At 66.4% G+C, this 21,484-nt stretch carries 22 protein-coding genes and 1 tRNA gene; 8 read left to right on the plus strand and 15 right to left on the minus strand.

Annotated elements, in window-relative coordinates; genetic code table 11:
* Positions 1-2: 2 nt before the first annotated feature.
* The 4 genes from JKF87_RS08465 to JKF87_RS08480 all read right to left on the minus strand — a co-directional run bounded on the left by JKF87_RS08465 (position 3) and on the right by JKF87_RS08480 (position 7,566).
* Positions 3-4,262, minus strand: a complete 4,260-nt coding sequence (locus JKF87_RS08465; protein ID WP_236261213.1) for a translocation/assembly module TamB domain-containing protein — start codon at positions 4,260-4,262, stop codon at positions 3-5.
* A complete protein-coding gene (locus tag JKF87_RS08470; protein ID WP_201099409.1) occupies positions 4,259-6,058 on the minus strand; it encodes an autotransporter assembly complex protein TamA in 1,800 nt (599 codons plus the stop codon). The genes JKF87_RS08465 and JKF87_RS08470 overlap by 4 nt, the downstream gene beginning before the upstream one ends.
* An 81-nt stretch (positions 6,059-6,139) precedes the next feature.
* Complete coding sequence (locus JKF87_RS08475; protein ID WP_236261214.1) at positions 6,140-6,403, minus strand: hypothetical protein; 264 nt, start codon at positions 6,401-6,403, stop codon at positions 6,140-6,142.
* A gap of 89 nt (positions 6,404-6,492) precedes the next feature.
* Positions 6,493-7,566 (minus strand): CaiB/BaiF CoA transferase family protein, encoded by a 1,074-nt coding sequence (locus tag JKF87_RS08480; RefSeq protein WP_236261215.1) that lies wholly within the window; start codon positions 7,564-7,566, stop codon positions 6,493-6,495.
* Between the two features lie 96 nt (positions 7,567-7,662).
* On the opposite strand from JKF87_RS08480, the gene JKF87_RS08485 reads away from it, so the two are divergent.
* From JKF87_RS08485 to JKF87_RS08495, 3 genes are all read left to right on the plus strand, one after another.
* A tRNA-Lys gene (locus tag JKF87_RS08485) sits at positions 7,663-7,739 on the plus strand.
* Between the two features lie 24 nt (positions 7,740-7,763).
* On the plus strand, positions 7,764-8,630 hold the full coding sequence (locus JKF87_RS08490) for an ROK family protein (RefSeq protein WP_201099414.1): 867 nt from the start codon (positions 7,764-7,766) through the stop codon (positions 8,628-8,630).
* Between the two features lie 286 nt (positions 8,631-8,916).
* Positions 8,917-9,459 (plus strand): hypothetical protein, encoded by a 543-nt coding sequence (locus JKF87_RS08495; protein WP_201099416.1) that lies wholly within the window; start codon positions 8,917-8,919, stop codon positions 9,457-9,459.
* A gap of 88 nt (positions 9,460-9,547) precedes the next feature.
* On the opposite strand, the gene tgt is transcribed toward JKF87_RS08495, so the two are convergent.
* From tgt to JKF87_RS08525, 6 genes are all read right to left on the minus strand, one after another.
* Positions 9,548-10,660 (minus strand): tRNA guanosine(34) transglycosylase Tgt, encoded by a 1,113-nt coding sequence (tgt, locus tag JKF87_RS08500; RefSeq protein ID WP_201099424.1) that lies wholly within the window; start codon positions 10,658-10,660, stop codon positions 9,548-9,550.
* A gap of 1 nt (position 10,661) precedes the next feature.
* Entirely contained in the window at positions 10,662-11,153 is a 492-nt protein-coding gene (locus JKF87_RS08505; RefSeq protein WP_236261216.1) for a hypothetical protein, read from the minus strand.
* A 73-nt stretch (positions 11,154-11,226) separates the two neighbouring features.
* Complete coding sequence (gene queA, locus JKF87_RS08510) at positions 11,227-12,327, minus strand: tRNA preQ1(34) S-adenosylmethionine ribosyltransferase-isomerase QueA (protein ID WP_201099426.1); 1,101 nt, start codon at positions 12,325-12,327, stop codon at positions 11,227-11,229.
* A gap of 123 nt (positions 12,328-12,450) precedes the next feature.
* Positions 12,451-12,960 (minus strand): hypothetical protein, encoded by a 510-nt coding sequence (locus JKF87_RS08515; RefSeq protein ID WP_201099427.1) that lies wholly within the window; start codon positions 12,958-12,960, stop codon positions 12,451-12,453.
* A gap of 204 nt (positions 12,961-13,164) precedes the next feature.
* Entirely contained in the window at positions 13,165-13,494 is a 330-nt protein-coding gene (locus tag JKF87_RS08520) for a hypothetical protein (protein ID WP_201099428.1), read from the minus strand.
* Positions 13,495-13,585: 91 nt separating this feature from the next.
* Complete coding sequence (locus JKF87_RS08525) at positions 13,586-14,872, minus strand: D-amino acid dehydrogenase (protein WP_201099429.1); 1,287 nt, start codon at positions 14,870-14,872, stop codon at positions 13,586-13,588.
* 128 nt (positions 14,873-15,000) lie between these two features.
* On the opposite strand from JKF87_RS08525, the gene JKF87_RS08530 reads away from it, so the two are divergent.
* The 5 genes from JKF87_RS08530 to JKF87_RS08550 all read left to right on the plus strand — a co-directional run bounded on the left by JKF87_RS08530 (position 15,001) and on the right by JKF87_RS08550 (position 18,737).
* On the plus strand, positions 15,001-15,450 hold the full coding sequence (locus tag JKF87_RS08530) for an Lrp/AsnC family transcriptional regulator (protein ID WP_201099430.1): 450 nt from the start codon (positions 15,001-15,003) through the stop codon (positions 15,448-15,450).
* 30 nt (positions 15,451-15,480) lie between these two features.
* Entirely contained in the window at positions 15,481-15,951 is a 471-nt protein-coding gene (locus tag JKF87_RS08535) for a hypothetical protein (RefSeq protein WP_201099431.1), read from the plus strand.
* A gap of 80 nt (positions 15,952-16,031) precedes the next feature.
* Positions 16,032-16,376 (plus strand): RidA family protein, encoded by a 345-nt coding sequence (locus JKF87_RS08540; protein WP_201099432.1) that lies wholly within the window; start codon positions 16,032-16,034, stop codon positions 16,374-16,376.
* Between the two features lie 64 nt (positions 16,377-16,440).
* On the plus strand, positions 16,441-18,120 hold the full coding sequence (locus tag JKF87_RS08545; RefSeq protein ID WP_201099433.1) for a lysine--tRNA ligase: 1,680 nt from the start codon (positions 16,441-16,443) through the stop codon (positions 18,118-18,120).
* A gap of 140 nt (positions 18,121-18,260) precedes the next feature.
* Positions 18,261-18,737, plus strand: coding sequence for an SH3 domain-containing protein (locus JKF87_RS08550; protein ID WP_201099434.1), 477 nt, complete (start codon positions 18,261-18,263; stop codon positions 18,735-18,737).
* Between the two features lie 128 nt (positions 18,738-18,865).
* On the opposite strand, the gene JKF87_RS08555 is transcribed toward JKF87_RS08550, so the two are convergent.
* The 5 genes from JKF87_RS08555 to JKF87_RS08575 form a co-directional block, all read right to left on the minus strand.
* Positions 18,866-19,501 carry a S24 family peptidase gene (locus tag JKF87_RS08555; protein WP_201099435.1) on the minus strand — a complete coding sequence of 212 codons (636 nt, stop codon included), beginning with the start codon at positions 19,499-19,501 and terminating at the stop codon, positions 18,866-18,868.
* A 48-nt stretch (positions 19,502-19,549) separates the two neighbouring features.
* The gene (locus tag JKF87_RS08560) at positions 19,550-19,981 is read right to left on the minus strand and encodes a hypothetical protein (protein WP_201099436.1); all 432 of its coding nucleotides are present in this window, start codon (positions 19,979-19,981) and stop codon (positions 19,550-19,552) included.
* A gap of 87 nt (positions 19,982-20,068) precedes the next feature.
* Positions 20,069-20,428 carry a hypothetical protein gene (locus JKF87_RS08565; protein WP_201099437.1) on the minus strand — a complete coding sequence of 120 codons (360 nt, stop codon included), beginning with the start codon at positions 20,426-20,428 and terminating at the stop codon, positions 20,069-20,071.
* 185 nt (positions 20,429-20,613) lie between these two features.
* Positions 20,614-21,009 carry a PaaI family thioesterase gene (locus JKF87_RS08570; protein WP_201099438.1) on the minus strand — a complete coding sequence of 132 codons (396 nt, stop codon included), beginning with the start codon at positions 21,007-21,009 and terminating at the stop codon, positions 20,614-20,616.
* On the minus strand, positions 21,006-21,455 hold the full coding sequence (locus tag JKF87_RS08575; RefSeq protein WP_201099439.1) for a PaaI family thioesterase: 450 nt from the start codon (positions 21,453-21,455) through the stop codon (positions 21,006-21,008). The genes JKF87_RS08570 and JKF87_RS08575 overlap by 4 nt, the downstream gene beginning before the upstream one ends.
* Positions 21,456-21,484 lie beyond the last annotated feature (29 nt).

Consider the following 21,484-nt stretch of genomic DNA (forward strand, 5'->3'; position numbering starts at 1 on the left):
GATCAGTGACGGTTCGGTCGGCGATCGTTGCGCTGACCGGCCTCACGGCTTTCGCGACGCCAGCGGATCGACAGGCTGGTATCGCCCTGACCGCCGAACTTGGACGCCACGGCGATGTTGCGGCGCGGCTGCCATTCGACCTTGACCGCAGCCCCGCCTTCGCCGCCGCCGATCACCTCCAGGTAGACGTTGTCGGTGATGTAGCGACCGCCCGAGACGGTGACGGCCGAGGCCTCGCCGCCGAAGGACAGGCGGTCCAGACCCGCCAGTTCGCGCAGGTTGCCGATCACATCGAACCCGCCGCCGCCCGCCAGAGACGCCACGCCCGCCGCCAACTGCGCCGCCTCGAAGGGCGACAGCTGCGAGGCCGAGCGGCCGAACAGCACCTGCGACAGGATTTCGTCCTGGGGCAGGGCGGGGCTGGAGGTCAGGGCGATCTTCGGCTCCGCCGCCGTACCGGTGACGTCGATCGTGGCGGTCAGGGCCGGGTCCTCGCGCACCGCCTTCAGGTTCAGGCGGATCTGCTTGGGATCGGTCGACAGGGTGACGCGTCCGTCGTCGTCGAAGACGAAACGCTTACCCGCGAACTCATAGTCGCCGCGCACCACATTGGCCGTGCCTGTCAGCTGCGGCTGGGCGATGGTGCCGCGAACACGGGCGTTGACGTCGAGGATGACGTTCAGGCCGCGCCCGCTGACCCGCACCTTGCCGCCGGTGGAGCGCAGGGCGATGTCCATGCCGATCTGGGGGCCGCGCTCGCGCGCTTCCTTCTCGACCGGATCGCCGCCGGGGCGGTTGATCTCGACCACGTCCATGGCGACGATGCCGGTGGAGCCGGGAACTTCCGGTTCGATCTTGGCCTCGTCGACATTGATCTGACCGCCCAGCTGGATGTTGCCGTCAGCGCCGCGGACGATCGTGATCGGACCCGAGGCGCGGGCCTGGGCGATGTCGTTGTCGATGACGCGGAACCGGGTCAGCGTCAGTTGAGCGTTGGAGCCGGAACCCTCGCGCAGACCGATGCGGCCCTGGCCCGAAACCGTGCCGCCGGATCCGTCATTGGCGGTGAAGGTCTGGATCTGGGCGGTGGTGTCGTCAAAGCTGGTGCGCAGCGTCAGGTCGCCCAGACGCAGGCCGATGGCGTTCTCGCGATAGCTGCCCTGCGACAGATCGAACCGTCCGTTCAGGCGCGGGGCCTTCAGGGTGCCGGCGATGGTCGCCTGACCGTTGACCTGACCCGCCAGACTGCGGTCGCCGCCCAGGAACAGATCCCAGATGGGCTGGATCTGGCCGTTGATCGAAACCCGGCCCGACATTTCGCGCGTATTGGCGATGGCCAGCCGCAGGGGTGCGGCGGAGGCTTCGACCGGCAGGGTGATGTCGGCGGAGGCCTGGACCGCGCCTTCATCCACGGCGGAGGCCTTGATGCTGAGGCTGTCGCCCGCAAGCGTGGCGTCCACGCGGCCATTGACCGCCAGACCGCGCGGGGCGTCGATGCTGCGCACGTTCTGCAGGGCGATGTTGGCCGTGCCGGACAGGTCATTGCCTGCGCCCCGCACATTGACCTGACCCGTCGCCGTGCCGCGCAGGTCGGGGGCGATGGAGCCCAGTTCGACGCTGGTCAGATTGGCCTGGATGGAGGCCGTGCGGGCGTCCTGGCGCAGGTCGGCCAGAAGGATGCCGCCGCCGACGCCCAGGTCCAGGTGCGCCGTCTTTTCCGCCCCGTTCAGGGTGACCGAAGCCGGGCTGCGGGTGGTGAAGGCCACGTCACGCACCCGTCCGCCGCCGCGCAGGCTGAGCGAATGGGCCGTGTTCTGGCGAGAATAGACGCCCGTGCCGTTGAACTGGGCCGGATTGTCGCCACCCACGTCCAGCGCCAGGGTGAAGGGCAGGTTGTCCAGAGTGCCGCGTCCCTTCAGGTCCAGGGTGCGGACCATCCACGACTGACCGGCCAGACGCACATTGCGTCCGGTAACGTCCAGAATGGCGCTGTCGGACCCGCCGCCTTCGGTCAGGCGCACCCGGCCGTTGGCTTCGCCCGAGGCCAGGAAGGCCCCGGCGCGGGCGGAGAAGGTCATGTCGGCGCTGGAGGGGATGTTGTCGGACAGGGCGATGGCGCCCTGGGCCGTCACGCCGCCTGCGTTCACGTCCACGTCGGTCAGGCGGATGCGCTTGCCGCCCAGGAAGAAGTTCCCGGCGGCGCGGGCGGGACCATAGTTGGAGCCGCTGGTCACGGTGATGCGGCCGTCGGAGGCGTCGGCGCCCTTGCGGAAGCTGAGGATCAGATCGGCATTGGTCAGGATCAGGTCGCCCGCCGTGATCTTCTCGAAGCCGGCGGTCAGGTCGGCGCGGGGCTGGGACAGGGTGCCCGTCAGAGCGCCATTGCCCTTCATGTCGCCCGCGATCTCGACCGGACCGGCGTTGAAGGGACCGCGTGCATTCCAGTCCAGCGCCAGACGCAGCTGGCCGGTCGTTTCGATCAGGCCCTTGGCCCCGGCGCGGCCCTGTGCGCCGGTCAGTTCGCCACGATCGACCTCAATGCGGTTGCCGTTCAGCTTGCCCGCCAGTTCCAGACGCGGGGTCTTGCCCAGCAGACGGTCCAGCTCTTCCATGCCCAGTGTCAGATTGCGGCCGCGGCCATCGAAGCTGAGCACCCAAGGGGCCTTGGCCTTGCCTGAGGATGAGGCGCGGATCGGACCGCCGAAGGCGCCGTGCGCCTCGGCCATGACGCGGGCGGCGTCGGTCAGTTGGGCGTCGCCGTTGAAGCTCATGCCGCCCAACAGGTTGCGTGAACCCGAGCCGGTCAGGGTCAGGCCTTGGCCCTGCAGATCGACCTTTTTCAGCAGCAGGGCGCCGTCTTTCATGCGGGCGGCCTGCATCTGCAGACGCGGGGCCGCGCCCAGCAGGCCGCCGATGATGCCTTCCGCTGCGCCGCCGGTGACGCGGACGTCGCCGTCCAGATCATAGCGCCCGTCCTTGGCCTGAAGGTTCAGCGGACCGGATATGCGGGTGGCGCGGTAGGAGGCCAGATCGGCGTTCAGAACCGTGGCCGTTCCGGTCAGGCTCCAGGCGTCGGCGCCGCCCTTGAACACGCCGGAATAGGCGGTTGGACCCGCGATATTGGCTCCGATCATGCGGCTGAGCGACGCGATCTCGATATCCAGCTTGATGCCGGTGGGCGAGGTGTTGTCCTTGGTGCGGATGACGCCGCTGGCGTGCGAGTTGACGTTGTCCGAGATCAGACGCCAGCCCACGCCCTGCAGGTCCTTGTCTGCGGTCGGGACCATGGCGAAGCCGAAGCGGGCCGTGCGGCCCACTCTTGCAATGAAGGGTTCGAGCAGATCCGAGCCGCTGAAGTCGGCGAAACCGGAAACGCGCGCGCCCTTCTTGTCGGTGAACTGGCCATCGACGATCAGAGGGGTGAACTGGCCGGTCTGGACCTTGGCGTGGACCACGTCGGCGTTCAGCACGGCGACAGCCGAGAAGGGCTGGTCGGGCGAATAGCCCAACGCCCCCGCCAGCGGTCCGCCCTGGGCCTCGTTGGCGCGCAGGTTGACCCGCATCTCGCTGAGCTTGCCGCCGATGGAGGCGGCCAGGCGCAGATAGTCGCCGGGACGGTTCAGGCTGTCGGCGTTCAGGTTTACAACCTTGGCGCCCGTGCGCGGCACGCTGGCGTCGCCCGCCAGGCTCCAGCGGCCGTATTCCTTGGAGAAGCCCTCCATCAGGTCGAGCTTGGTCGCGAATTTGTCGATCTTGATCGAGATCGGCATAGGGCCGCCCGGCGGCTCGTCCTTGGCCTCTTCCAGCACGGGGCGGCGGATCACCTGGATCACATCCGCCTGGATGTTATGGGCGTGCAGGCGACGGCCGAGAAGGGCCGTGTAGGACCATTTCATGCGCAGATTGCGGGCGTCCAGCCAGACGCCTTCGCTGTCGGTCACCGTGATACGGTCGACCGAGAAGTCCTTGAGCACATCGCCCTTCAGCCCATAGACGTGCAGGCGTCCGAAGCGGCTGAGCTTCAGATTCTGCACCAGACCAGACACGTGTTCGCGCCCGCCGTCGGTGGCGACGTAATGGCGGACGCCGACCAGGGCGACGCCCAGCAGGACGACCAGACCCGCCAGAACGCAGGCGGCGATGACGCCGATCTTCTTAAGCGGCCAGCCGCGCTTGCGGGCAGGCTTCTTCGGCGGCGTGGCGGAAGGCGTGGGCGTTTCGTCCTGCACCGGCGCAGTCTCGGAGGGCGGGATCTCGGTCAAAACGCCTGTCCGATGCTGATGTAGACCTGGAAGTCAGGATCGCCGTCGCGCTTGTTCAGCGGCAGGGCGATGTCGCCGCGCACGGGGCCGAACGGCAGCTTGTAGCGCACGCCCAGACCCGCGCCGTAACGCATGTTGCTCAGGTTCGGCGTCTCCTGGAAGCCGATGGCGCCGGCGTCGAGGAAGGCCACGGCCTGGAAGCTGGCGCCCACGTCGCGGCGCACCTCGAACGAGGTTTCGAACAGCGACATGCCCCCGCGCGGCGTGCCGTCGGGCAGTTGCGGGTTGACCCCCTGATACTGATAGCCGCGCACCGAGCCGCCGCCGCCCGAGTAGAACAGACGGTCGGAAGGCACGCTGAGTTCGTTGCCGCCGATGATGGAGCCGACGCGCAGGCGTCCGGCCAGCACGGTGCGGCCGTCATTCTGAACCGGGTAATAGGCCGTGGCCTGACCTTCGCTGCGCATGAATAGCACCGTATCCTCGCCCGCCACGGCGGTCGGTTGGATCGAGGCGGCCAGACGCCAGCCCTTGGTCGGGTTCAGCGGGTCGTTGGAGTTGTCCAGATAGGCGCTGGTGCGCACGGTTACGATCGCCAGATTGCGGTCGAAAGAGACCCGCTGGGGCGGCAGGGACGTATAGTCGTAGCGGTTCTCGTTATAGTGGCCCGCGTCCAGACCGATGCCGTAGCTGAAGAAGGACGTCTTGCCGATGCGCTGGCGCAGGTCGGCGTTCAGGACCAGGGCGGCGCGGCGATAGGCGTCGGTGTCTTCGTTCACCACGCCCGCGCCGAGTGTCAGGGTGCGGCCCGGCTTGCGCCAGTGGGGCAGGGACAGGTCAGCGCCGATCCGGCTGTTGATGTCGGCCAGGCGCGCTTCGAGGCGCAGGGTGTCGGCGCGGCCGAAACGGTTGTAGCGGGTCTGGATGACATCGACGCCGACGCCCTCGGCGGTCGACCAGGTGGCGCCCGCCTCCAGAATGCGGCGGGGGCGGTCCTGCAGGCTGACGATGACGGGGCGCAGGCCCTCGGCGGTCACCTGATCCAGCGGCGACAGGCCGACATTGACGCCGTCATAGACGCCGGTGTCCAGCAGGCGGCGCTCAAGCTCGGCGACCAGTTCGGGGTCGTAGCGCTGGCCCTCGGTCCAGGGCGCCAGATTGGCGGCCCACTGCGGATTGGTGCGCCCGCGCGATTCGACCCGCACGCCGTTCAGCAGCACCAGCTTGCCGGAATCGATGCGGTATTCCGGCGCGACGGTGAAGCTCGCGTGATCGACCACGACGCGGCGCGGCTGGGCCACGGCGTCGGCATAGCCGTCGCGGGTGAGGGCGGCGACCAGCCGGCCCTCGCCCGCGATGACATCGACCGCGCGACCGGGATCACCGGCCTTCAGGCCGATGGCGTTCTTGGCGTCGGCGGCGGACTCCGCGTCCGGCGCGGGGTCCGTCCAGGTGATGGTCGGATCGGTCAGCAGGAAACGGCGGCCGGGCTGGACCGAGACGATGGCCACGGGGGTGTCGTCACCCTCGACCACATCCTCGACCGTGGACTGATAATAGCCTTCCGAGCGAAGCAGGGCGGTGGCGGATTCGCTGGCGCGGCGCGCCCGACGGCGGGCCTCGAACCGGCTGTCCGGCGCGTCGTCCACCTCTCCGACCGCGCGCTCCAGCGCCCGACGCAGTTCGGTCTCCATGTCGCCGCGGATCTGGGCGCGTTGCTGGTCGGCGAAGGCAGGCAGGGCGCACGCCGACCCTGCGGCCAGGGCGACGAGGAACAGGGAGGGTCTGAACGTCAAGCTTGAACCTTGGTCATCAGCGCTTCGCGCTAGTCATGCCGATGATGCGCCGCCCTGATCAGGGGCGTCGCGTCGGCGGCCTCAGTAGAAGAGGGTTTCGCTGTCCGGCTGGACGGATTGGGCGGATGATTTCTCAGCTGGCGGCAGGGTTTCCGGCGCGGGCGTCGGTGTGGGATCGACGACGTGCGGGGCGGCGACAGGCGCGGCTGATTCTTCGGCTGCGGGGGCGTGGACCTCTTCTTCGACCACAGGCGCCTCTGCGCGGTCGTCTGAGCGCGTCTGGTAATCGTCACAGCTCGCAAGTCCCGACGCACCCAGCGCCGCGACGGCCAGAACGATAGTCATGCGTCTCATCGATAAAGACTCCCCAAGGTCATGACCTTGTTCAACGCCCCCACGTCATAGCTGTTCCATAGCGACGAAAAGGCGTCTGGTCATCTCCAGTTGGCGACAGCCGTCTGAATATCGATGCGATTCGCCGACCCGCCGGGTTCGAGCCGTTCCCCGTCGAAGCGTGGAGCCGTGGCGGGCAGGCCGTCGATGAAGGTCTGCCGCGCCATATTGTGCGGATGGGCGGGGGCTTCCGACAGGCTGAGCACCGGTGTCACGCAGGCCTCGGTCGGGGCGAAATGAGCGACCCACTCGTCGCGATCCCTTGCGGCGAACAGGGCCGCGAAACGCTCATGCTGGGCCGGCCAGCCGGAGACGTCATACTGCGGGGCCTGGGTCGGATCGATTTCAAGTCCCGCCAGCAGGGCCGCATAGAAGCGCGGTTCCAGCGCCGCCACGGCGACAAAGCCGCCGTCCCGGCAGGTGTAGCAGCGATAGAAGGGCGCGCCCCCGTCCAGCAGGTTTGCGCCACGCCGGTCGCTCCACATGCCCTGGCCGCGCAGGGCCTGGAACAGGCCGCCCAGCAGGGCCGATCCGTCGGTCATCGCGGCGTCGACGACCCGTCCGCGCCCGGTGGTCTTTGTCTCGATCAGGGCCGCCAGCAGGCCCGTGACCAGCAGCATGGCGCCGCCGCCATAGTCGCCGACCAGATTGAGCGGCGGGCTGGGCGGGCGGTCCGCGTCGCCCATGGCGTGCAGCACGCCGCTGAGCCCGATGTAGTTCAGGTCATGGCCGACTTCATTGGCCAGCGGCCCATCCTGACCCCAGCCCGTCACCCGTCCGAAGACCAGGCGTGGATTGCGGGCGGCCAGCACGTCCGGTCCATAGCCCAGCCGCTCCATGACGCCCGGACGGAAACCCTCGATCACCGCATCGGCGTGGTCGACCAGTTGCAGGATGTGCTCGCGATCCTGCGGCGACTTCAGATCGACCGGCGCAGCGGCCCGCCCGCGATGCAGCACCGCCCCGCCGACCTGATCAAAGACAGCGGCCCCGGCTGATTCCGAACGCGTCAGCCGCAGCACCTCCGCCCCCAGGTCCGCCAGCATCATTCCGGCGAAGGTCACGGGGCCTAAACCGTCGAATTCGAGGATGCGCAGGCCATTAAGTGGTTTCATCCCCAAGGAGTATCTTTGAGCGGGCTTGACCGGAAGAGCGGATTGCAACAGAAGGCGCCCTTCGACGTTTCGGGCCGGTCCCGGACGACGTGCGGTGCGTCCTTAGCTCAGTTGGTTAGAGCATCTGACTTTTAATCAGAGGGTCCTCGGTTCGAGCCCGAGAGGACGTACCATTCCTCCTTTTTCATGGAGCCGCCATGAGCCCGTCAGCCTTCCTTGCGGTTGAGACGGGCGGGACGAAGATCGTCTGGCGGATTGAGGATTCGGACGGCGCCGTGCTGGACGAAGGCCGTTTTCCCAGTGGAAAGCCCGAAGATGTGGTCCAGGGCCTGACGGCGGTTGTCGCGGGGCGCGGGATCGCCGCGTTCGCCATTGCGGGGTTCGGTCCGCTGGTGGTCGATCCTGGCTCGCCAGGCTACGGACTGATGCTGGCGACGCCCAAGCCGGGCTGGACGGGCTTCAATCTGGCGAAGGCGCTGGCCCAGTATCTGAATGCGCCTTTCGCCGTGGATACGGACGTCAACGCCGCCGCCGTCGCAGAGGCGCGGCTGGGGGCGGGCAGGGGCGCGCGGGCTGTCGCCTATGTCACCGTCGGCACCGGAATCGGCGGCGGTCTTTATGTCGAGGGGCGTACCCTCAAAGGCGCGCTGCATCCCGAGATCGGGCATCTGTTCGTGCGTCGGGTCGCGGGCGACGCCCAGCCCGGCCTGTGTCCCTTCCACGGCGACTGCATCGAGGGAATGGCGGCGGGCCCGGCGGTGCAGGCGCGTCTGCAAGGGCGGCGACTGGAGGATGCGCCTGAGGTGATGGGCCATGTCGCCGATTATCTGGGCCAGTTGGTCGCGTCTCTGGTGTTCGCCTGGGCGCCGGACCGCATTGTTTTCGGCGGCGGCGTCATGTCCACGCCGGGCATGCTGGCGCAGGTCGAGGCGGCGGCGCGGCGGTCGGTGGCGAACTATGGCTCGGCCGTGATCATGGGCGACGGCCCTTATCTGGCCGCGGCGTCTTTGGAGAACGCCGGGCTGGAAGGCGCCATGCTGATGGCGCGTGATCTGAAAGCCTGAGCCCGTCTGGAACGACGCGGTTCTTTCTGCGTTACCGTTTCGAGACGAATATGCGGCGGCACGGCGTTTTTCCGCTTGTGGAAAACTCTGCAGATCGCAGTCTCATCGGCAAGGACGCAAAAGCGAATCAAGGACGTTCATGGCACGGCAGGAAACTCCCCGCGCATCTCGCCTGGCGATAGGTCTGGCCATCGGCCTGATCTTCAGCCTGGTTGCCTGGGCGGTGGCTGCGGCGGGACTTATTGAACTGCTTTGATCGCCGTTCACGGCGTGGTTTAAGCGCCGCATGAAGCGTATTCTAATTCTTGTCGCGACGGCTGCGACCCTGGCCGGCTGCAACGCTGGGCGGTCCGCGATGGGCGGGGCCGAACAGGTCGGCGCCGGTTTCGGTGCGGCGGTGACGGCGCCTCTCGATGACCTGAACCTGCGCGCCCAGCCGATACCGATGGTGCTGCTGCAGGCGGAGTCGAATCCCTATGACCTGCGCAATCTGACCCATTGCACCACTATCGCCGCCGAGGTGGGACGGCTGGACGAGGCCCTGGGCCCCGATACGGACGAGCCGCCCAGTCAGGACGGCTCCTACCGCAGCGAACAGGCGGCGGATGCGGCGGCCAAGGCCACGCTGGACGCCATTCGCGGCACGACGACCGACTTCATTCCGGGCCGCAGCTGGGTCCGCCGCCTGAGCGGCGCCGAACAGCACAGCCGCCACGTCCAGTCCGCCATTCAGGCCGGACGGATGCGCCGCGCCTTCCTGAAAGGCATCGGCATGCAGCGCAACTGCAACCCGCCTGCATCGCCCAGCTGGTTCCGACCGAAGAAGTAGGCGCTGGGGCCCCGGGTTCCGGGTTCTTCGCTTCGCTCCGCCCCGGAATGACGATCTGAGATTTCGGGCGACTGAACGTCGATTGAACCTACCCGTTCGACGTATGCCGCGCGTGGAAGTCGCGGCGGAACTGTTCGAAACGACCCTCGGAAATCGCCGCCCGCATGGCCGCCGTCAGGGCCTGATAGAAGGCGATGTTGTGCCAGCTGAGCAGCACCTTGCCGAGGATTTCGTCGGCGCGGATCAGGTGGTGCAAATAGGCTTTTGAATATTGCGACGACGGGCCGTCGATGGTCGGGTCCAGCGGGGCCTGATCCTCGGCGAAGCGGGCGTTCTTCAGGTTCAGCGGGCCGTCCCAGGTCCAGGCTTGACCGTGGCGCCCGGCGCGCGTCGGCAGGACGCAGTCGAACATGTCCACGCCGCGATACACCGCCTCGACAAGATCGACCGGTTTGCCGACGCCCATCAGATAGCGGGGGCGGTCCTTGGGCAGGAACTCGGGCGCGTAATCCAGCACCTCGCACATGGCCTGATGGCCCTCGCCCACGGCCAGGCCGCCGATGGCGTAGCCGTCGAAGCCGATCTCCTGAAGCTGTTCCGACGACTGGCGACGCAGGTCTTCGAAGGTCGAGCCCTGCTGGATGCCGAACAGGGCCTGATGCTCGCGCTCGCCGAAGCGGGCCTTGGAGCGGGCGCCCCAGCGGATCGACAGCTCCATCGCCTTTTGCGCGGCGGGTTTTTCGGCGGGCCACGACACGCACTGGTCCAACTGCATCGAGATGTCGGCGCCGATGCGGTCGGCCTGAATCTCGATAGAGCGTTCCGGCGTCAGGACGTGTTTGGAGCCGTCGATATGGCTGGAGAAGGTGACGGCCTCTTCCTTGACCTTGGAAATCCCGGCCAGGGACATCACCTGGAAACCGCCGCTGTCGGTCAGGATCGGCTTGTCCCAACCCATGAACCTATGCAGCCCGCCAAGGCGCTCCATCCGCTCGGGACCGGGGCGCAGCATCAGGTGATAGGTGTTGCCCAACAGGATGTCGGCGCCCGTCGCCTTGACCTGATCCAGCGTCATCGCCTTCACCGTGGCGGCGGTGCCGACCGGCATGAAGGCGGGCGTGCGGATGTCGCCGCGCGCGGTTTTCAGGACGCCTGTGCGGGCGCGGCCCTCAGTGGCGGAGATAGCGAAGGGGAAGGGCATTTCAGGCGATCAGTCGTTCAAGCTGCTCGACCCGCACCAGATCCTTGGGGCGGCCGAACAGGCGGTACAGGGCGATGTGATCCCGGACGTCCGGGATGAACAGGGGGGTGTCGTCGATGAAGACCTGACGCCGCGAAGTAAAGCCTGCGGGCCGCCATTCGGCGCCGTCGCGCACCTCCAGATCGGCCATGACCTCGATCATGATCAACTGGTCCGGGGCGCGGCCGAAGACGGCGGAGCGGAACAGACCCTCGCCCGGATCGACCACCACATCACCGCCCAGTGCGGCCAGCAGGATGCGGGCGTCGCGCGGGCTGCACATGACGTCGATGTCGGGGACATGCAGATCGGTCAGGCCGTAAAGCGCCATCGCGGCGCCGCCGAAAATCCACCAGGGATCGCGCAGATCACGCGCGGCCTCGCCGATGGCGATCAGGCCGCCGCGCAGGTTTGAGGGCAGGTCGTCGTAAGGTTCGGGCGTCTGGGTTTCCATCAGAAGACGGGATTTAGGGGTTTGAGGCGCGATTGGCCACAGGCACAGCCGTTCGCTCCGCGCTTCCTGCGGATTACGCCCGGAACAGCAACGACCCGTCGCCGTACGAATAGAACCGATATCCGTCCGCGATCGCGTGCGCATAGGCGGCCTTCATCACGGCCTGACCGGCGAAGGCGCTGACCAGCATGAACAGGGTGGATTTGGGCAGGTGGAAGTTGGTCATCAGGACGTCGACCGCGCGGAACCGATAGCCCGGCGTGATGAAGATGGCCGTATCGCCGTGGAAGGGTTTGATCTCGCCGTCCTCGGCTGTGGCGCTTTCCAGCAGGCGCAAACTGGTGGTGCCGACGCAGATGATGCGGCCGCCAGAGGCGTGGACGGCGTTCAGGGCGGCGGCGGTTTCGCCTGAGACCTCGCCCCATTCGCTGTGCATCTTGTGGTCGGACAGGTCGTCGGCCTTGACCGGCAGGAAGGTGCCGGCGCCGACGTGCAGGGTCACGGCGTGGGTCGAGACGCCGCGCGCCCGGATGGCGTCAAGCAGGGCGGGGGTGAAGTGCAGGCCCGCCGTAGGGGCGGCGACCGATCCGTCATGCTGGGCATAGACGGTCTGATAGTCCGAGCGGTCGCGGTCGTCCTCGGGCCGTTTGGCGGCGATATAGGGCGGCAGGGGCATGACCCCGACATCGCGGATGGCGTCGTCCAGCACCGGGCCGGACAGGTCGAACTTCAGCGTGATCAGGCCGTCGTCGCCCTTGGCCGTGACGGTGGCGTCCAGACGGCCCAGATCGCAGGCGGCATCGCCGTGCGCGCCGAACCTGATTCTGTCGCCGGGCTTGATGCGCTTGCCCGGCTTCATGAAGGCGGACCAGACGTCGGGGGCGTCGCGGTGGTGCAGGGTGGCCTCGACCTCGACCGTCAGGGTGTCGCCGTCCGGCCCGTCGACCGCGGGGTTCGGACGCTGGCGCACGCCCGACAGGCGGGCGGGGATCACGCGGGTGTCGTTGAACACCAGGGCGTCGCCCGGGCGCAGGAAGTCAGGCAGGTCGCGGATGATCTGGTCCTGAAGCGCATTCCCATCGACCACCAGCAGGCGGGCGGAATCGCGCGGATCAGCCGGACGCAGGGCGATGCGGTCCTCGGGCAGGTCGAAATCGAAATCAGCAGTCTTCATCGGGCGCTCTATACGAGCGTCGGGCGGGGTGCGCCATGATTTGGGTGAGGGGGGCGGAAAGCGGGCGTGGTGAATTTCAGCTAGGGGTGGGTAGCAGACCAGAGGCTTTCCAGTGACAGCCCTTCAGTGCCTCGTTTCAGAGGGAGGCATGGAGGTCGGAAACGGCGAAGGAAGCTCGGTTGTTGCAGACGAGGCGCTTAGACGCGCCTCCTCGACGCGCGTCGCCACCGCGCTAATGAGTTCAGCTTTCTGCTCCGCTGCCTGATCGTCGGCCCAGTTGTTCAGATCATCACCGGTTGCCCCCGTCATCAGCGCTGGCAACCGCATTGCGATGCCCCGAGCGAGGCGTTTGACGATCGGGAAACAACTGTCCGCGACTGCAATCGCTACCGCCGAGTGAGGTAAAGTTGGGTCACCCTGTCCCACCTCTCGCTCTATGCAAGTGTTGAAGTCTGCCATGATCGGCCGCTGATCGACCTCCCGGGCCCAGATCAGCGTCTCGAACGCCTCCCGGTCTTTCGCGGGCAGGGCCGCGAGAAGCTCAGAGCGCTCCTTTTCTGTAAGCGGCTTCTCAAACTCCGCTGACGCACAACCAGACACTAGGAGGCCAACGACGAGCAGAATATTTCGCACCCCACGCTCCCTCTAAAGCACTCAGCATATTGGATCTTTGTGCTGATGGCTGAGCCGATGTGCCGTTGAACGACATAGATTGACTGACTCTGTAAATAACCGCAACGGGTCGGAGCACGACATTGGCGTCAGGCCCGGAACCAGACATCGATCGTAGGGCTGAAAGCAGACCAACTGAACCGCCGCTCGGGGTGGGAAGCTGACCTAGTTCACTGCCGCCTCGCACCGCGCCAGCAAGCTCACAAGCGTCTCCGCCTCCCCGACGTCATAGACGCCAGTGGCGGACAGGTAGAGAAGTAGCAGGGCGCGAAGATCGTCGGGCTTGGGTGATAGCCCCTCCACCTGCGCAATGCGCACCCGGTCTCCTATGGCTTCCAGCTTGAAGACTTGACCGGCGGGGCCGTAGGCTACGGGATAGACGCCATTCCGCACATCGATGGCTTCAAGGTGCGTTTCGGCTTGCTGAACTGATGAATAAAACAGGGTGGGCTCATCAGCCGCCACCACCAGTTCTATCTTCGCCTTGCTTGCCATGCGTCATCTTTATCCCTCGGCCTAACGTCCGCAATGGGTCGAGAAGAGATATTGCGGCTGACCCATGGAGCAGACGCTGGATGTCAGCCCTTCATCCGAACCCGGGGGCGAATGCGCCAGCCCATGATCCATAGCGGTTCAGGGACAGGTCGTGGGTCTCGATCTCGGGCTTGGCGCCGCCCAGGGTGTCGGCCAGAACGCGGGCGGAGCCGCAGGCCATGGTCCAGCCCAGGGTGCCGTGGCCGGTATTCAGATACAGGCCGGGAAGCGCAGTGGCGCCGATGACGGGCGTGCCGTCGGGGGTCATGGGGCGCAGGCCGGACCAGTAGCTGGCGCCCTTCAGGTCGCCGCCGCCGGGGAACAGGCTGCCGACCGACTGTTCCAGCGTCTCGCGGCGCAGGTGGGGCAGGCTGTTGTTATAACCGGACAGTTCGGCCATGCCGCCGACGCGGATGCGGTCGCCCAGGCGCGTGATGGCGACCTTGTAGCTTTCGTCCATGACGGTCGAGACGGGCGCGCGGGCGGCGTCGGTGATCCGAGCCGTGATCGAATAGCCCTTCACCGGATAGACCGGCAGTTTCAGGCCCAGCGGCGCGACCATCTGCGGGGAATAGGAACCCAGCGCCACCACGACGGCGTCGGCCAGAAGCGTGCCGATGCTGGTGCGGGCGCCCACGACGCGGCCGTTGGTTTCGGTCAGGCCGTGAATCTGGACGCCGTTGTGGAAGACCACGCCCTGTTCCGCCGCCAGTTTCGCCAAGGCGTTGGTGAACAGGAAACAGTCGCCCGTCTCGTCGTTCGGCAGGCGCAGGCCGCCGACGAAGGGGACGTCTGACGCAGCCAGACCCGGCTCTGCGGCGATACATCCTGCGGGGTCCAGAACCTCGCATGGCACGCCCTGGGCGCGCAGGACATCGACGTCCTTATGCACGTCGGCCAGCTGTTTTTCGGTGCGGAACAACTGCAGCGTGCCTTGCTCTCGTCCGTCATAGGCGATGCTGGTCTGGCGACGCAGCAGGTCCAGCTGGTCGCGGCTGTATTCGGCCAGACGCACCATCCGGCCCTTGTTCAGCGCATAGCGGGCGTGGGTGCAGTTGCGCAGCATGGCCAGGGTCCAGCGGATCATGGCCATGTCCAGTTGCGGGCGGATGATCAGGGGCGCGTGGCGCATCAGCAACCATTTCATCGCCTTGACCGGGATCGAGGGGGCGGCCCACGGCGCGGAATAGCCGGGCGAGACCTGGCCCGCATTGGCGAAGCTGGTCTCCAGCGCCGGGCCGCTTTCGCGGTCGACCACGACCACCTCATGCCCGGCCTGATTGAGATACCAGGCGGTGGTGACGCCGATGACGCCTGAACCAAGCACCAGAACCCGCATGTGACGCTTCCAAGTTAGTCTTGGGCCGAAGTTACCCTTGCGTCGTTCGATGATCCTGCCTGTTTGCGCAATGATCGGCGACTGATAGAGGGTTTAAGCAATTATCTGCGGTCAGAAGGTGAAAAATTGTGACCCTGCTCGATCCTGTCGATCAACGCATCCTGCAGCGCCTGCGCGCGGACGGGCGGATCAGCAATGCGGACCTGGCGTCTGCGGTCGGGCTGTCGCCGTCCGCCTGTCTGCGGCGGGTGCGTCGGCTGGAGGAGCGGGGCGTGATCCGGGGCTATGCCGCCGTCCTGGCCAATGATGCCGACGACGGGGTGGTGGCCTATGTCGAGATCACGCTGGAGAAACAGACCGACGACCATATGCGTCGCTTCGAGGCGGCGGTCAGGAACCACCCGGAAATCCGCGACTGTTATCTGATGGCGGGGGAGGCGGACTATATCGTGCGGGCCGTGGCGCCCGACATCGCCGCCTATGAGGTGATCCACAAAGACGTGCTGTCGCGCCTGCCCGGCGTGTCGCGCATCCATTCCAGCCTGGCGATCCGCAACGTGCTGGCGGCGGGGGGCTGAACCTCTTTCCCGCGACGGGGTTGAGGTGTGATGAAAAGCCTCAGCCTGCTGCCTTCAGTCCTTATCGGCGCCGTGGCCAGCGCCCGATCCATGACGCCCATGGCGGCGATTGCGGCGGCGCGCTTGGCGCATCAGGGCACGCCGGGACGGCTGGTGCTGCTGGATCATCCGCTGTTCAAGGTCGGCGCCTTGTTCATGGGCGTGGGCGAACTGCTGGGCGACAAAATGAAGTCGGCCCCGGACCGCACCGTGTTTTTGGGGCTGCTGGCGCGGGTGATGAGCGCAGGCATCGCCGGAGCGGCCCTGGCGCCGCGCGGGCGCGAACGGCTGGGCGCGGGACTGGCGGTCGGGACCGCCGTGCCGCTGGCCTATCTGACGCTGGCGGGACGCAAGCGGGCGATGGCGCGGATCGGCCAGACCCGAAGCGGGCTGATTGAGGACGCCTTTGTCGTGGCGGCAGGCGCGGCGGTGGTGGCGATGGCGCTGCGCGGGCGGCGGTAGGTTTCACGCAAGGGAAGGCGGTCCTAGACACGCGGCTGCCCATGCCGATAGTGCGGCGACCATCTGACAGGAGTTGTTCCATGATCACCCGCATCCAGCCCGGCGCCCGCATGAGCGAGGCGGTGATCCATGGCGACACCATCTATCTGTCGGGACAGGTGGGCGAACCGGGCGATGACGTGATCGCCCAGACCAAGACCGCCCTGGCCGAGATCGAAGCCCTGCTGGCCGAGGCGGGCAGCGACAAGTCGAAGATCCTGATGGCCCAGATCTGGCTGGCCGACATCGCTGATTTCGAGGCGATGAACAGCGTCTGGGACGCCTGGGTCGACACCGCCAATCCGCCCGCCCGCGCGACGGGGGAAAGCAGGCTGGCGGCGCCGGAGTATCTGGTCGAGATCATCGTCACCGCCGCAAAGGGCTGAAAGCCCGCCAGCAATGGGCGGCAGACGGTTGACCGCGCGGTTTGCAGCCTGCAAACCGCCGCCCATGCTACAGAACCTCGAAACTCTCGCCCGCGAGGCCAAGTCCTGGCCGTTTGAGCAAGCCCGCAATCTTCTGGCCCATGTGCTGAAGAAACGGCTGGCGGAGGCCGAGCGCGCCGAGGCGAAGGCCCTGATCGACGCGGGCAAGGCCGACGAGGCCCTGGCCAAGTTCGAGGCCCTGCGCCGCCCGGTGATCCTGGAGACGGGTTACGGCCCGTCCGGCCTGCCGCACATGGGCACGTTCGGCGAAGTGGCGCGCACGACCATGGTGCGCAACGCCTTCCGCGCCCTGACCGGCGATCACTGGAAGACGCGCCTGATCGCGTTCAGCGACGACATGGACGGCCTGCGCAAGGTGCCGGAAGGCGTGCCGAACCCCGAAATCCTGACCGAAGACCTGCACAAGCCCCTGACCGTGGTGCGCGACCCGTTCGGCACGCATGACAGTTTCGGGGCGCACAACAATGCGCGTCTGCGGGCGTTCCTGGACAGTTTCGGGTTCGACTATGAGTTCATGTCCTCGACCGAAACCTACAGGTCCGGGCGGTTCGACGCGACCCTGCTGACCCTGCTGGAGCGGTTCGACGCGGTTCAGGCCATCATGCTGCCGACGCTGGGCGAGGAGCGGCGCGCGACCTATTCGCCCTTCCTGCCGGTCAGCCCCATCACCGGCCATGTGCTGCAGGTGCCGACGCTGGACCGCAACGTCGAGAAGGGGACGATCACCTTCGAAGACCCTGCAGGCGAACCGGGCAACCGCACCGAGGTTCCGGTCACCGGCGGCCATGTGAAGCTGCAGTGGAAGCCTGATTGGGCCATGCGCTGGGTCGCGCTGGACATCGACTATGAGATGTCGGGCAAGGACCTGATCGAGAGCGTGCGTGAAAGCTCCAAGGTCTGCCGCGCCCTGGGCGGCACGCCGCCGGAAGGCTTCAACTACGAACTGTTCCTGGATATCGAGGGCAAGAAGATCTCGAAGTCCAAGGGCAACGGCCTGACGATGGACGAATGGCTGCGCTACGGCACGCCCGAGAGCCTGTCGTGGTACATGTTCCAGTCGCCCAAGTCGGCCAAGTCGTTGCACTTCAACGTCATTCCGCGCGCGATCGACGACTATCTGGCCTTCATCGAAAGCTACAAGACGCAGGAGTCGGCCAAGCGGATCGACAACGCCGTATGGTCGATCCATGCAGGCGATCCGCCGACCCACACCTCGCCGGTGTCGTTCGCCCTGCTGCTGAACCTGGTGGGCGTGGCCAATGCGTCGGACAAGGCGCAGCTGTGGGCCTATTTCGCCAAATATCTGCCGAATGCGACGCCTGAGAACGAGCCGCTGCTGGACCGGCTGATGGACCACGCGCTGAACTACTACGAGGACTTCGTGAAGCCCTCCAAGTCGTACCGCCTGCCGGACGACAAGGAGAAGGCGGCGCTGCTGGATCTGGCGGCGCGTCTGAAGGCTCTGCCCGCCGATACGACGGATGGCGAGTTGATCCAGAACGAGGTCTATGCGGTGGGCAAGGAACACGCCTTTGAGCCGCTGCGGGCCTGGTTCGGGGCGCTGTACGAAGTGCTGCTGGGCGCGTCGCAGGGGCCGCGCTTCGGTTCGTTCGCCGCCATCTATGGCCTGTCGCAGACGATTGCGCTGATCGAGGCAGGCGCGAACGGCGAGCTGGCGAAATAGGATTGAGAAGGGCGGCGTCATGCCGCCCTTCGCTGCCGTCTCAACAAACATGAACCGAAAATAACGGCGAGGCTGGGGGAGCCTTCAGGTTGGGCTGTGCATTGTGACCTTCATCGACAACGCGATGACAGGAGACAGCCATGTCGAACAAGTTTCTGAATACGGGTCTGGCCACGGCTGCCGCCCTGGCCGCCCTGGTCACCGCCGCTCCGATGGCGGCTCAGGCCCAGGCCAACGGCATCACCAACTGCGACGCCCCCGGCGGTCGTCAGACGGCAGGAGCGCTGATCGGCGCGGTGGTCGGCGGCGTGGTCGGCTCCAACCTGGCGCGCAATGAACGCACCGCCGGCACAGTGGTCGGCGCCGGCGCCGGCGCAGCGGCCGGTTCCTACATCGGCTGCAACCAGCAACGCACCCGCGCGGCGGCCAACGCCTCGCAGGGCGGCCAGTACCGCGCCACCTCCAATCTGCGCATCCGCAGCGGCCCCGGCGCCAACTATCGTCAGGCCGGCAGCCTGTCGGCCGGTCAACCCTTCACCGTTGTGGGCTCGCAGGGCGAGTGGGTTCAGATCGCTGGCGGCGGGTGGGTGAACGCCCACTACGTCACGGCCAACTAAGGTCAAAAGTGGCGGCTGTCGGCGCGGTCGGGCTTTCCTGCCCCTCCAGCTTCGAACGCGCGGGCGGCCACAGCTCACGGTTCGCCGTTTGAGCACAAAAGCCCCGTCCGGTTCGCCGGGCGGGGTTTTTACTGGCTGACCCACAGGATGCGGGCCATCCATTCGATATCGCTGCGGGGCACGATGCGGGGCGGATAGTCGGGGTTGATCGAGGACAGGGTGACGGCGCGCGACGTCAGGCCGGTCAACTCCTTGGCCACAGTCTCGCCGGTGGTCAGGCGGACCGCGACCCGGTCGCCGCGGCGCACGCGCGTCTCCTGCTGGTCCACGATGACGCGGTCGCCCTCGCGGTAGAGGGGTGACATGGAATCGCCGGTGATCTTGAGGCTGAACAGGGTGTCGCGCGGGCGCGGGAGTTCAGTCTGGTCCCGGCCGTCGCCGACGGGCAGGCCTGCATCGTCGAAGAAGCCATCCTGACCGGCCTTGGCCAAACCCAGCAGGGGAATGGTCGCGGGAACGGGTACAGCGTCCTCAGCCAGTTCCGCAAACTCGGCCAGGGACACGCCGGTCGCCTGCAGGATCAGGGTCACGCTCTCGGTCGACGGCCAGCGGGGGCGAGGGGGATCGCCCGCATTGAAGCGTTTGGAGGGGTTGAAGCTGGTGGCGTCCAGACCAGCGCGTCTGGCCAGAGCTGACGGCGTCAGACCCTCGCGACGAGCAAGGGCGTCGACGGCCTTCCAGAGTTTGGCGTGAGACAGGGGCATCGGCGATTCCGCGATTGCGACGCCGACAGGATAGTTAGGAAAATATCCCTATTCAATGCCGCGCGAAGCCTTACGCTCCTGCCACGCCCAGAAGGTGCCGACGGCGAGGCAGATTAGGACGCCGTAACCTGTTAAATTCAGAACAGTATAGAGTGATGCGGATGGCATTCGCGCATCCACCAGCAGCAAAAGGTGGCTCATGACCGACAAGAGTTGCAACCCTGCCGCCCACACCGGCCAAGAGCGTCGAGCTTTCCAAGCCAGACTACACAGCAGGCAAAGAAATAGGACGTCCAGCGCGAACACGCCATAGTTGGTCCAGTTTGCGTCGAGGTAGGTCTGGATCAGAATAGTAGCGATCCAAAGCAGGCAGTAGGCGCCAGCCCCAAATCGTTCAGGCTCGTCCCCCTTAAGAAGGGCGAACGCACATATCAGTACGACGAAAACCGCACCGACCTGAGCATACAGCATATTAAGCATGGATAGTCGCCCCCGTGATCATCGCGGGGGCGACCATGAACTGTGGTCGGTTAAGCCGAAATAGAAAACGGCAACCTTACATTAATTTCATGCGACAGAGCGCAGGTGCGTGAGCTCAGCCTTGGTTTCACGGGGCTTTGGATCAAGCCAGTCGTCGGGCTTGCCGCCCGGCCCGACATTATAGGTGCCGTAGCCCATACGGCGGTGGTCTTTTTGAAGCTCAGCGTGGCAGGCCACGATCGACTCGCGGGCGGCTGCGAGGGCCGCGATGGTTTCCATGGCCTTGGCCTGCGACGCCGTGGCGGCGACGGGCGAAAGCGACAGCGCCGTGCGGGCGCCGATGAAGGATTGAATCAGCGTCGTCGCCTGGGTGATGGCGGCGTCGATGGCATGCTCGGTCGCGTGCAGGTCACTGGCGACGCTGGCGACGACTTCAGTCCGGTCCATGAGAGGGGCCCCGTAAGGTTTACAACGAGTGAAGCTTTACCATCTATTAACCTTGTCTGGTAGTGACTTGTTAACCTTTTGGGCCGCAGCGAATCTAAACGCCACGTTTCTCAAAATGGCACACTCTGCAGGCTGTATAGGAATGTAGACGCGTATCCTTGGTGGTGACGCTGCGCCGATTTCATCTAAGAGTTGTTGTCCAGCAGGAAGTGGGCGGTCAGGCTGGCGATCGGCTGACCGCGCTGCTCCTGCCAGGCCTCGGCCTGGACATGGGCGATTCGACGTCCGGCACGGCTGATGCTGGCGCGTGCGAAGACGTCCAGAGGGCGACCGGTGCGCAGATAGGCGACCGTGCCGTTGATCTGACGCGGCAGGCGGGCGCCGGGGAAGGCCAGCGCCACCTGGGCCATGGCGGTCATCTCTAGCAGGGCGGCGGTGGAGCCGCCGTGCAGGGCCGGCAGCATGGGGTTGCCGATTAGCTTGTCCGCAAAGGGCATGACCACGGTCAGCTCGTCGCCGCTGATATGGGTCTGCAGGTTCAGGAACCGGGCGTAGGGCAGGTGATCCAAAATGTAGGTCATGCCTTGGTCTCCGAACGCGGACGGGGCTTGTTCAACACGTAGGCGGCCTGGGCCGCGGCGACCGGGTCGGCAGGATCCGTCTCGAACGCCCAGGCGCGGACGAAGGCGATGGTGGGGGTCAGGCGGTAGCAGAGCCCCTGCGCCTTCAGATCCTCACGCGGGCGTGCGGCGCGCATATAGTCGATGCGCAGGTCCAGTGTGGCGATGGGCTGGAACTCGTCCATCACGGCCCAGACGGCGAGGCCGCCGACATGGTCGAGCATGGTGGTGACCAGGCCGCTCGCCAGGACGCCGGTGTCGGGATCGCCGACCAGATCCTCGCGCCACGGCACATGGATGCGGGGCTCGCCGCCGTGCAGGCCGTCGAACTGGAAGCCCAGTGCCTGGGTGTGGGCCGCGCCTGACGCCAGTTGCGGCAGGATGGTGGTGGAGAAGGTCTCGGTCATACGGTGAAACAACTCATGCAGCCTGATCC

This window comes from Brevundimonas nasdae, from assembly GCF_016654005.1.
Taxonomy (GTDB): domain Bacteria; phylum Pseudomonadota; class Alphaproteobacteria; order Caulobacterales; family Caulobacteraceae; genus Brevundimonas; species Brevundimonas nasdae.